Origin of the sequence: Eudoraea sp. (assembly GCF_049669105.1) — a bacterium.
Lineage (GTDB): Bacteria > Bacteroidota > Bacteroidia > Flavobacteriales > Flavobacteriaceae > Eudoraea.
The window spans coordinates 1-12,293 of sequence record NZ_JBATKE010000073.1 but is presented as its reverse complement, the minus strand read 5'-3'; the positions used below and the strand labels follow the sequence as shown (position 1 = coordinate 12,293).

The 12,293-nt window shown below is 35.7% G+C and carries 11 protein-coding genes; 6 read left to right on the top strand and 5 right to left on the bottom strand.

Going from position 1 to position 12,293, the window contains the following annotated elements; translation table 11 throughout:
- Positions 1–59: 59 nt before the first annotated feature.
- Both WBM60_RS06455 and WBM60_RS06450 read right to left on the bottom strand, forming a co-directional pair.
- Positions 60–638: a 3-keto-disaccharide hydrolase gene (locus WBM60_RS06455; RefSeq protein ID WP_424260749.1), complete on the bottom strand. Its 579-nt coding sequence runs from the start codon at positions 636–638 to the stop codon at positions 60–62.
- A gap of 146 nt (positions 639–784) precedes the next feature.
- Positions 785–2,995 (bottom strand): DUF5916 domain-containing protein, encoded by a 2,211-nt coding sequence (locus WBM60_RS06450; RefSeq protein ID WP_424260747.1) that lies wholly within the window; start codon positions 2,993–2,995, stop codon positions 785–787.
- Between the two features lie 174 nt (positions 2,996–3,169).
- Between WBM60_RS06450 and WBM60_RS06445 the strand changes: the two genes are divergently transcribed.
- From WBM60_RS06445 to WBM60_RS06435, 3 genes are read left to right on the top strand one after another with little or no spacing between them, the layout of a single operon-like run.
- Entirely contained in the window at positions 3,170–4,408 is a 1,239-nt protein-coding gene (locus tag WBM60_RS06445; RefSeq protein ID WP_424260745.1) for a serine hydrolase domain-containing protein, read from the top strand.
- Between the two features lie 36 nt (positions 4,409–4,444).
- On the top strand, positions 4,445–5,092 hold the full coding sequence (locus WBM60_RS06440; protein ID WP_424260743.1) for a GDSL-type esterase/lipase family protein: 648 nt from the start codon (positions 4,445–4,447) through the stop codon (positions 5,090–5,092).
- A gap of 11 nt (positions 5,093–5,103) precedes the next feature.
- Complete coding sequence (locus tag WBM60_RS06435) at positions 5,104–6,720, top strand: family 20 glycosylhydrolase (protein WP_424260741.1); 1,617 nt, start codon at positions 5,104–5,106, stop codon at positions 6,718–6,720.
- A 13-nt stretch (positions 6,721–6,733) separates the two neighbouring features.
- On the opposite strand, the gene WBM60_RS06430 is transcribed toward WBM60_RS06435, so the two are convergent.
- Genes WBM60_RS06430 through ruvX form a run of 3 tightly spaced genes read right to left on the bottom strand, consistent with a single transcriptional unit; the run spans position 6,734 to position 8,216 of the window.
- Positions 6,734–7,159, bottom strand: a complete 426-nt coding sequence (locus tag WBM60_RS06430) for a DUF5606 domain-containing protein (RefSeq protein WP_424260739.1) — start codon at positions 7,157–7,159, stop codon at positions 6,734–6,736.
- Between the two features lie 51 nt (positions 7,160–7,210).
- Positions 7,211–7,801, bottom strand: coding sequence for a peptide deformylase (def, locus tag WBM60_RS06425; protein ID WP_424279173.1), 591 nt, complete (start codon positions 7,799–7,801; stop codon positions 7,211–7,213).
- 4 nt (positions 7,802–7,805) lie between these two features.
- Positions 7,806–8,216, bottom strand: a complete 411-nt coding sequence (ruvX, locus tag WBM60_RS06420) for a Holliday junction resolvase RuvX (protein ID WP_424260735.1) — start codon at positions 8,214–8,216, stop codon at positions 7,806–7,808.
- 101 nt (positions 8,217–8,317) lie between these two features.
- Between ruvX and WBM60_RS06415 the strand changes: the two genes are divergently transcribed.
- From WBM60_RS06415 to WBM60_RS06405, 3 genes are all read left to right on the top strand, one after another.
- Positions 8,318–9,133, top strand: a complete 816-nt coding sequence (locus WBM60_RS06415; RefSeq protein WP_299161068.1) for a 2,3,4,5-tetrahydropyridine-2,6-dicarboxylate N-succinyltransferase — start codon at positions 8,318–8,320, stop codon at positions 9,131–9,133.
- Positions 9,134–9,229: 96 nt separating this feature from the next.
- Positions 9,230–10,027, top strand: a complete 798-nt coding sequence (locus WBM60_RS06410; RefSeq protein ID WP_424260733.1) for a glycosyltransferase family 2 protein — start codon at positions 9,230–9,232, stop codon at positions 10,025–10,027.
- Positions 10,028–10,338: 311 nt separating this feature from the next.
- Positions 10,339–12,198, top strand: coding sequence for a glycosyltransferase family 9 protein (locus tag WBM60_RS06405; protein ID WP_424282877.1), 1,860 nt, complete (start codon positions 10,339–10,341; stop codon positions 12,196–12,198).
- Positions 12,199–12,293: the final 95 nt, after the last annotated feature.

Genomic DNA, 12,293 nt, shown 5'->3' with positions numbered 1-12,293 from the left:
ATTGTGAAAAAAACTAAAGATTAATAAAGTTGCATTATTTAACTTCGAGGGCAAGTAATTTAAAACTCTTTTATTTTTACATTTCTAAATTTGATTCTGCCAGGTTCTGTAGCCTGGAGTGCTATATAACCCTGAGATAAATCATCGTCGTAAATATCCGCTGTGAGTTTACCATTGATCCAGGTACGGATATGATTACTTTTACAAGTAATTTTATAGCTATTCCACTTTCCTACAGTTTCTACATTTACCAATGGTTTTGACCTGGTAACAATAGATCCGGTTCTTGATTCCTGGTCCGGATGGAAATCCCAAATATTCATCTCATAACAATCCGTGTTTGAGATCTCTTTGTTTTTACATCTCACAAATATTCCCGAATTTATCCCTGAATCCGGATAAAACTCAAGTGAAAGTGTAAAATTTTGATATTTTTTATTCGTCATAACAAATCCCGATCCACCTAATGAAGTTCCAACCAACAAATCGCCATCAAATTTCCAGGACGCCCTTCCTTCCTGAAACCATTCATTTGAATCCTTAACGAAAATAACCTTCTCAGCATCGTTACCCAGGCCGCAGGAAATAAATAAGAGGACTAATCCAAATAACCAAAAACTTGTCAAACTTTTAATCATAACTAACAGTATTAAGTTGATCTAATTATATAAAATTGAAATTATTATTACAAATTAAAGAAGTTTGATCTTGTATGAAAAAGTCGAGACTGTAAATATCATTTCAAGGATTAAACAGAGACTCAATGAAATAAACATAAGAATGTCTATTTGACCAAATCAAACATTCTGGTATATTTTACAATTATGCTGTTATTTAATGGATCGTTATTCTGCAAATTATGATTATACACAATAAACAGTCCTGTATTTGCTCGTTGTAGCCAGCTAAATCTAAAGTTGAACGCCCAAAGTTTGTTCACTGTATTGTTTTGCACAAGTCCCTGAATTAATATGTTTGATTTAAAAGCATAAGTCAATCGGGTTTGAAAAACATTTGCTGTAAAATCCCCTCCGGGAAGTTCAAATTTATTGTATTGATATGAAAGATTTGCATTAAATTTTTCACCTGCCCTAAATTGCATATCTGCTGTATTGAGGTATCGCGTACCACCAAAAGAACCTCCAAATACAGACCTTATATTAACGGATACTGGTTTAGAACCATTTGTAAAAAAAACAAGTTGTCCTTCCGCATGTTTATATGTTCCGGGCTCTACAATAACTCCTTCATAAATTTCAAATGGCTCAAGGAGACCTTCTGTAGTTAAATTAATCCCTGTATGTATTTCCGTACCACTTTTAAACGCCCAGTGATTATCAATATGCAAAAAACCGGTTTCCTGAAATCCATCAAAATCCCAATATCCTCTGTAGGATACATGTGGCCTTAATTCCAAAATCTTTGAATTTTCATTTTTAGGCCTGAGATGATAGAGCACCAGGCCCTCTGGCTTTCTGAATGCTGAACGCAAAAGAAACCCTACTTCCGGATTAAAACCCTGGCCGACTTCTGTATATGCTGCACGCATTTCCCAATTATCCCAATTATAGTCTGCCTGCAATTTAAAAGCATGTTCATTGATGGTGTCATACGAACCTGAAGTTTTAGAGTAAAAACCGGATAATCTTGCCTTTTTACCCAAGCCAAATTTCCCGTCAATTGAATATGTCCGGTTATAATCATCTGGGGATTCCAGGCCTGAACGATTTACAAAAATAGCACCTAAAGCAGTTCTTCCTTTAAATTCATAATTAACTCTGGCTACCGTAAAATTATTTTTTTCTATACCTTCCTGTTCCACGTCATCTGTAAACATGGTAAGTAAACCAACATTAGTTCTGTTTAATTTACCGGATACTCTTGCACCACCAATGATTGGGACTATATTTCCGTCGTCTCCTATGCCTATTCGCCGACTAAAAAACAGATCTACCTCCCCCGGGCTACCTACGGTAAATAAACCGGCATTTTCCAAAAAGAAAGGTCGTTTTTCAGGAAAAAACAAGTTAAACCTATCAAGGTTCACTTGCTGATCATCCACCTCAACCTGAGCAAAATCTGTATTATAAGTGAGATCAAGGGTGAGACTTGGTGTAATGCTGTATTTTATATCCCCACCAATTTCGGGTGTAAATTCATTTTTTGGTTCACTGGAAGTGTAGTCCTTGTCTAGCCTACCTAAAACATAAGGGATTATTTTAAGGTTACCGGGGCTTCTAAGCTCCAGGCCTGTTAATGTCCCGGCAAGCGAAAGACGATACAATGTAAATCCGATAGGCATCGGTGCCCAATAAACAATTTCATTCGTCTTGCGAATATTTCTTCGAAAGTTTATTCCCCAGTCTTTACCAGCTTGAAATCGAATTGTTCGCAAGGGAATGGCAAACTCTGCACTCCATCCATATTCTTTGACCTGTGCCTTTACGGTATAAGAGGCATCCCAATTAAGGTTAAAACCTCCTATAGTACCTGATTGTTGTCTGTTTACATTTCTATTGCCTTGTCCTTCATTATCTACCTGGGCGTCATATTCAATTCCGAGTGAGTTTGTTCCAAAAACAAAACCATTCTGTCCATCTTTATAAGTGTCTAAAATAAAAATAAAGGCATCGGTGTTATCTAAATTTGCATCTCTTCGCGGATCAGAGACTACCAGCTTGTCGGGCTGTGCATCATAGCAAATAACAGAGAGATAAAATGTTTCATCGGTATAAGCTATTCGAATATCAGTTTTCTCAGATGCAGGATTTCCAAAATTAGGTTGAACTTGATATAGGTTGCCAAAGGGAGTTATTTCCTTCCAAAATTCATCATCCATTACTTCACCATCTATTACTGGTCCCTTTTTAACAGGTATCGCTCTGGCAATAGGACGATCTGCAGTGTCATAGGTAGACTCGGTAACCTGACAATATAAGTAGGTCGTATTGCATAAAATACACAAAATAACAAATAAAACGCAGGCTACCCGCATGAGCTGGTATTTAGTCAAGTGTATTAAATGTAATAATATTTTAACAAATAAATGAGTCCTATTTTAAGTATTATTTGTCTTTAATATATTTTTAATTAAAGCAGACAAAACACTGAATTAAAAAAGTTAACCAGTTTAAAATTTTTATATTTATGGGCACGTATTAAATTAATCATGAAAAAACAATTTTACCCTCTGTTTGCACTTCTATTTCTTCTATTTTCACTCGTTTTCACTTACGGGCAATCTTCAACGGCCTCTAATGAAGTAATCTCTGGATTCTCAGAAACACGCCTTGATAGGTATTCAAAATTTTTGAATAATGAAATAACTGAAGGACGAATACCCGGTGCGGTTTCCTATATTTATCGGAATGGAAAGATAGTACACAAAGCAGCTTATGGATATAGCAGTTGGGAAGCAAAGAAACCAATGCAACAAGACAATATTTTTCATATTATGTCTATGACCAAGCCAATTATCTCAGCTGCTTTTTTAATGTTGTATGAGGAAGGGTATTTTTTCCTTACAGACCCTGTTTCCAAATATCTCCCACAGTTTAAAGACTTCAAGGTATCTCTTGATGTAAATAAAGGAATAGATGGTGCTACCGAACCGGCAAAATCTGAAATAACTATTCATCAACTGTTAACACATACGGCCGGCTTTACCCATGGTATTGGAGGCACAACGTTGGACAATGAAATTGCTCAGGCCATATATTTTGAACCGCAATCTTCCATCGAAAGCAGGGTAAACACTCTTATAGGTTTGCCCCTTATAGGTCATCCTGGAGAGCAATGGCATTATAGCGCCTCCCCAGATGTACTATCACTACTTATTGAACATTTTTCCGGAATGACTACCGCTGAATTCCTGCAAATTAGAATTTTTGATCCTTTGGAAATGAAAGACACGGGTTATAATATTCCAACTAATGACCAGGATAGATGGGTTCCAGTTCATAATATCAACAAGGAAGGTAAATTAGTAAATTCAGATGAACAACTCCCTATTGAAGGGAATATGGTGTACGGAGGAACTCATGGCCTTTTTTCTACAGCAGACGATTATATGAAATTTTGTCAAATGATGCTCAATGGCGGTACAGGAAATGGAAAACGATTTTTAAGCCCTAAGACCGTTGAATTAATGACTATGAATCAGGTGGGAGACTTATATAATGGACAAGGGTTTGGCCTTGGTTTCGGAATTACGACAGATGTAGCTAAAAGCAAAGCTCTTGGTTCAGAAGGAGCATTTTATTGGAGTGGTGCCTATAGCACCTACTTCTTTATAGATCCAAAGGAAGATTTAATAGCCATCTTAATGACCCAGGTTCAGCCATATAGCAACTATTATGGTGCCAAACTTCCACAATTTGTTTATCAAGCTTTGTTAGATAAAAACTAATTAAAATAAAAAGTATCTTGCTTTCTTTTTTACTGTATGCAAATTCACTTAGTTCTATTAATTATTTTTATTAGCCTGAAAGCTGTTGCCCAGGATACCTTTCGTTTTCAGAAAGAAGTTCTTGCCATTCAGAAAAAATACGACACATTATGGGACAATTCCAAAGAAACAATAGTTTTTACAGGCAGTTCAAGTATACGAACATGGAAAAACCTGCAGGAACTTTTTCCCGATTACCAAATTGTAAATTCAGGTTTCGGAGGCTCCCAGACAATTGATTTACTTTCGTATACGAATGAATTGATATTGCACTACAATCCGAGGAAAGTGTTTATTTATGAGGGAGATAATGATTTAAATGATCGTAAAAAACCCCGGGAAATTATTTCCGTTACCAAAGAAATCATTACGAAAATTAAGAGTACTATTCCAGATATCCGAATTGTTATTATATCTGCCAAACCCAGTTTGGCGCGATGGCATTTAAAAGGAAAATACAAAAGACTCAATCGTAAGTTTAAACATTTATGTAAAGAAGAAGAGAACCTGGATTATGCTCATATATGGGATATTATGCTTAATGGAAAGAAATTGAAAAGAGACATTTTCATTGAAGACGGTCTGCATATGAATGAAAAGGGATATGAGTTATGGTATCAGATAATTAGTAATTATGTTCAATAAAAATTTTAATCATGATAAAATCAATACTTTCAAAATCGCTTGTTTTACTTTTTGGTATGACTTTATTCTATGCATGTCAAAAGGGTAAAATGAAAGAAATAATATTTCCTTCAACAGACCTGAGTTCAGAAAATCTTATTCCAAAACCGTTAAAGATAATTCCTACCCATAACGCCTTTGGATTAGATCATACCACCGCAATCTACACATCACAAACCGACAAGAGTTTTGAAGAAGTAGGTTCTTTTCTAGCCGATAAAATAAAATCGAAAACGAATTTAAGGCTTGCCGTAAACGAAACAGACGCCGGACAGGTTAATCGAATGATCTTTATAAATCAATCTGACAGCGAAGAACTTGAAGGCCCGGAAGCTTACCAATTATATATTTCTAAAGATTCAATTATACTTAATGCAAAAACATCTGAAGGGGCGTTTCGCGGAGTACAGACCCTTCGACAGCTCATCCCCGAAACCAGTAATGATACACTTGCCGAAATGCCATTATGGCCAATCGCCACGGGAAAAATTTTAGATAAACCTAATTTTGAATACAGGGGTTCCATGTTAGATGTGGCACGTCATTTCTTTAGTGTTGATGATGTAAAAAAATATATTGATCTCCTCGCTTATTATAAGATAAATGCGCTGCACCTGCATCTGACAGATGACCAGGGCTGGCGGATAGAAATCAAATCCTGGCCGAAGCTAACTGAAGTTGGAGGCAGTACAGAAGTTGGTGGCGAAGCAGGCGGTTTCTTTACACAGGAAGATTATAAAGATATTGTGGCCTATGCACAGCAAAGATATATGATTATAATTCCTGAAATTGATATGCCCGGACATACCAATGCGGCTTCAGTCTCCTATCCCATTCTAAATGGAAATGGAAAAACTCCGAAATTATATGAGGGAACTGCGGTGGGATTTAGCACATTTGACACCAGAAAGGATACGGTTTATGCCTTTATTGATGATGTGGTACGTGAGATCTCTGCTATAACACCCGGTCCCTATTTCCATATTGGCGGGGATGAAAGTCATGTGACCAAAAAAAACGACTATATCTTCTTTGTCAATAAAGTAGAAAAGATTGTACAAAAGTATGGTAAACGAATGATTGGATGGGATGAAGTTGCCCAGGCAGATATTGATAATTCGTCGATTGCACAGTTCTGGGACAGCGAGAAAAATGCAATAGAAGCGTCTCGTAAAGGAATGAAAGTAATTATTTCACCTGCAAAAAAAGCGTATTTGGATATGCAATATGATACCCTTTCCAAACATGGACTCCATTGGGCAGCATATATTCCTGTTGATACGGCATATGTTTGGTCTCCGGAGAGTTATGCAGGCATTCCAAAAGAAAACATTTTAGGAGTTGAGGCTCCTCTTTGGTCCGAAACAATTAGCAATATTGATGAATTAGAATATCTGGCCTTTCCAAGAGTTATAGGATATTCTGAACTGAGCTGGAGTACGGAAGAAAACCGAAATTGGGAAAACTTCAAGGTACGCCTGGCAAACCAGGCAACATTTTTGGACCGAATGAATGTGAAATTTTACCCTTCCAAATTAATCGATTGGAAGGAAAGTAGATTTACCTATAAAACCATTGAAAAAGACTAATTTTTACAGTAAACTATTCTTCTTCTGCCTTATCGGTATCTGCAGAAGTTTCAGTAAAATCTGTAATTCCATGATCGTGTAAAATATTATACCATTGTATAACTTTTTTGATATCACTTACATAGACCTTGTCTTCATCGTAATTAGGCAATACTTCAAAAAAATATTCCTCAAGACTTAATTTATCCTCTTTATGCTTAACGGAGGTTTTACCGCCTTTTTCCTTGGTTTGGATTTTTTGAAATACAGCTCTTAGTGGAAGTTCTTCTTCCAAAGTATAAATCGCAATTTCAGATAGTACGCTTACATTACTGCTCATACCCACAGTAACTTTTTTATTATCTAACAGGGATTCCGCGACAAGCCCTGTTCTTGTTTGGGTAAGCAATCTATAAAGTCCGGGCCTCCCTCCAATTGATAGTATTTTATCTAAACTCATAAATATTTTTAAAACAATAAATATTAAACTCTATGTAATTAATCCGCTGGTTTAGCGAACTTTTTTTAAGTCAGGGAAACGCATTTTATACTCCACATTAATTTTACCTTTTGAAATATTAACAAGTTTGCCTTTCAGCAACCTCTTTTTAAGGCTGGAGAGTTTATCTGTAAAAAGAATTCCTTCAATATGGTCGTATTCATGTTGTATAACTCTGGCTAAAATTCCATCATAAGTCTCCTTATGTGGCTTGAAATTCTCATCCAAATAGCTAATTTCAATAGTATCCTTTCGGGTAACATCCTCACGGATATCAGGAATACTAAGACAACCTTCATTAAAAGCCCAATTAGTTCCGGATTCCTCCTCAATTTTGGCATTAATAAATACTTTTTTAAAATTTTTAAGAGCCTCCTGTTCTTCCGGAGCTAGTTCTTCATCATCCGCAAAAGGTCCTGTATCTACCAAAAATAGTCTAATTGGCAGTCCTATTTGTGGAGCAGCTAATCCTACACCATTTGCGTTATACATAGTTTCCCACATATTGGCAATTAATTCCTTTAATTGGGGGTAGTCTTTGTTTATAGATTGCCCTGTTTTTCTTAAAACAGGATCCCCGTATGCTAAAATAGATAAAGTCATTCTGCTATTTTCTGTTTAAATATGACTGTAAAATAAGGGTTGCACTTATTTCATCTATCAATTCTTTATTCCTGCGTTGCTTTTTTTTAAGTCCTGCTTGGACCATGGTCTGAAAAGCAACTTTTGATGTAAATCGCTCATCCTGACGATCTATGGGAATTGATGGAAAAGTTTCTTTTAATTTTTTTAAAAATGGCTGAATTAATACTTCCGATTCAGATGGTGTATTGTTCCATTGCTTAGGCTCACCCACAACTATCCTTGCTATATTTTCCTTTGCAATATAATCTTGCAGATACTTTAAAAGTTCTTTGGTATTTACGGTAACCAAGCCAGATGCAATAAGCTGCAGCTCGTCTGTAACTGCTATTCCTGTTCGTTGTTTACCAAAATCCAGTGCAATAATTCTCGCCAAATCAATTTTTTTGCAAAAATAAGGGATAATTTGTTACGCCTATAAAAATTAAAGATTTATTAATAGTTACGGCCTATCTTTGCGCAAATTATTCTGACATGATGAATGTACTCCGAAATATAATTGAAAATGCCTGGGAAAATCGAGAACTCCTGAAAGAAACCAAAACACAAGATGCTATAAGAGAGGTAATTCAATTAATAGATGATGGAAAATTACGCTGTGCAGAACCTGTGAAGGGAGATTGGCAGATAAATGAATGGGTGAAAAAGGCCGTTGTACTTTACTTCCCAATTCAAAAAATGGAAACTCTGGAAGCTGGGATTTTTGAATATCACGATAAGATTCCGCTCAAGAGAGGCTATAAGGAAAAGGGGATTCGTGTTGTCCCTCATGCTGTAGCCAGACATGGTGCCTACATTTCAAAAGGCACAATACTAATGCCTAGTTATGTAAATATAGGCGCCTACGTGGATGAGGGCACCATGGTTGATACCTGGGCCACCGTTGGGAGCTGCGCGCAAATTGGTAAAAACGTACATCTAAGCGGTGGTGTTGGCATAGGAGGGGTTTTAGAGCCCTTACAGGCTGCCCCGGTTATAATTGAAGACAATGCCTTTATTGGTAGCAGATGTATTGTCGTTGAAGGTGTAAGAGTTGAGCAGGAGGCTGTTTTAGGAGCAAACGTTGTGTTAACTGCTTCTACAAAAATTATTGATGTCACTGGTGACACTCCCGTAGAGCGAAAAGGTTTGGTGCCTGCAAGATCTGTAGTAATTCCCGGCAGTTATACTAAGAAATTTCCAGCCGGAGAATTTCAGGTCCCCTGTGCTCTTATTATAGGTGTTCGTAAAGCCAGCACAAACAAAAAAACATCCCTAAACGAAGCTCTCCGGGAGTATAATGTAGCCGTTTAATTTTTTTAATAAAATTGTGCGGGATAATATTTTCTCTTATTTAAAGTTATAACTTTGTTAATTGTTTAGGAATAATGCCTACTTACCATTTATCAAATGAATAGTTCCAGAGAGAAAATATCAGCTTTAATTATTACTTATAATGAAATTGGCTATATAGAAAAGTGCATCCAATCTATAAATTTTGCAGATGAAATAATCGTAGTTGATTCTTTTAGTACAGATGGAACTTATGAATATTTAGCTAATCTTGATAATGTAAAAGTAATTCAACATCCTTTTGATAACTTTACCTTACAAAAATCATTTGCCTTAAAGCAGGCTTCAAATGATTGGGTTCTTTTTTTAGATGCAGATGAGGTTGTTTCAGAAAATCTTAAATCTGAAATCATAGAAACAATTAGTTCCAATCCGGAACATTCGGCTTATTGGTTTTACCGGAAGTTTATGTTCCAGAATAAATCCTTGCTATTTAGCGGATGGCAAACAGATAAGAACTATCGGCTGTTTAGAAAAAGTAGAGCTAAATTTTCCGAAGAAAAGTTGGTACATGAGACCTTGGTAGTTAATGGGTCTTCGGGAATTTTAAATGAAAAACTAGTTCATTATTGCTACAAAAATTTCAATGAGTATAAGGAGAAAATGATAAGTTATGGCCGATTAAAGGCTAAGGAGTCATTTTTTAAAGAGAATAAATTCAATTACGTTTCCCTGGTCGTCAAGCCAGCTTGGAAATTTTTACATCGTTATTTCCTTCGATTAGGTATACTTGATGGCCAAAAAGGAATTATTATCTGTTATCTTGATGCACTTGGAGTTCTAGAGCGTTATCGGGAATTAAAGAGATTGGAGAACACGAATGACCTAGCCTATTATTTAGCTATGCCAGAATAACTCTGGATAATCTCATTTATTCATACTTCATTACTTAGTAGCGGAAAAGGTTAATTCTGAACCAGGCAAACAGCATTATTTTTTTTGCCATTTTCAGGTGTTATGCTTACTTATTTTAGCCCAAATACACATTAAAACTCCTTTACTTTTATAATATCATATTCGCATTTTAATTACTTTGCAAATATGTGTGATTCATTGAATTTAATGGGCCTGTTAGGCTTGAAAATCTTGTATTAATTTGATGAGCATATTGGATATGCTATGCAAAAAACTACATTTGTAATAATTGTGAAAATAAATAATTTTAAATGAGTGCGGTAAGTGTAGTAGTTAGTACTTGCAACCAACCTGAAATGTTGGAAAAGGTTCTATGGGGATTCAATTGCCAAACTTACATGGATTTCGAATTGATCATTGCCGAGGATGGGTCGGATACCCAAACTAAAGAATTGATCAATAAAATAAAGACCCGGGTATCCTTTCCCATAAGTCATATTTGGGAAGAGAATGATGGCTTTCAGAAAAGCAAAATATTAACCAAGGCCATTTTATCATCCAATGCGGATTACATAATTATAACAGAAGGCGACTGTATTCCCAGAGAGAATTTTATACAGGTTCACTATTTAAATAAGGAACCTGCAACATTTATTTCAGGAGTTTCTTATTTGTTGCCTTTGAATATTTCAAAGGCATTATCGCTAAAGGACATTGAAGAGCAAAATTGCTTCAAAATCAAATGGCTTGAAGAGAAAGGAATAAAAAAATCATTTAAAAATGCAAGGACTGATTCAAGAGGATTTGTTTCAAAAGTCCGTAATATTTTAACCCCCACAAAGTACGGTTGGAACAGGTACAATTCTTCGGGATGGAAAAAAGATATTCTTAAAATTATTGGTTTTGATACAGGTATACCATTTGAAGCTGAGGACCGGGAATTTAGAGAACGTTTACATAATTATGGGATTAAGTTTAAGCAACTTCGATATAGCGCCGTCTGTGTACATTTAGATCGTAAAAGCGTTTCCAAATCGCCTGAAGTTCTTAATAAGAATGCGGTAAACAAGAAATTTCTTGTTATCCAACAAAAAATGATTGGGGATGTATTAGCAAGTACGATTATCTGCCGTACTTTAAAACATTTGCACCCTGAATGTACCATCCATTATGTCGCAAATGAAAATACCTTAGCAGTATTGAACAACAATCCACACATCGATCATATCATCATTTTTAAACAAGAATTTAGCGAAAATAAAAGGGCCCTTTATTCATTTTTAAAATCGATCCGAGCGCAATCTTACGACGTAGTCATAGATGCTTATGGGAAATTGGAAAGTAATCTGATTTCTATTTTTGCCCGATCACAACGCAAAATTGCTCACCACAGGTGGTACACTTCCTGGATATATACTGATACCGTAATAGAAAGCCAAATAGCGGATAACAAGAATTCACTTGCTAATAAAATCAGATTGCAACTACTTAATCCTATCGCATCGGAATTTGATGATTATTCTATCTCTCCTAAATTATATCTTAGCGAGGAAGAAATTGCTCTGGCCAAACACAAAGTTGGGGAATTAAAAAGCACTTCTGATCAGAAACTGATCATGATAAGTATTTTGGGAAGTAGTGCCTTAAAAACTTACCCCGCTGAATATATGTCCAAGGTTGTTGACATAACTTGTTCAAATACTGATGGCATCATACTTTTTAATTATTTACCCAATCAAAGAGATGAGGCCAGGGCTATATATGACAAGTGTAACGAAGTCTCTAAATCAATGATAAATTTTGACTTTTACGCAAATTCTTTAAGGGAATTTATTCTGATACTTTCACAGTGTGATGCCCTAATTGGGAATGAAGGAGGGGCAGCCAATATGGCCAAAGCCCTAGGGGTACCCACATTTTGTCTCTTTAGCCCTTTTATCGTTAAGGAGGCATGGCATGATAGTTCATCTGCATCGAATACTGCCATCCATTTAAATGACTATCACCCGGAATTATTTATAAATATGGACAAAAAGAAAATTAAAAAAGAAATACAATCCATCTACGAATATTTTAAACCCATTCTTTTTGAAGAACAATTACTTCTTTTTCTAAATAAGTATTGCAATAATAGGGCTCTAATAGATAATTCTTTGAATGAAAGATATTAAATTTGATTTAGCCATAATCATAATAAATTATAACTCTGCCAAGTACACCAAGCAGTGTATTCAAAGTGTTTTGGACAATACGACAAGTACAATTT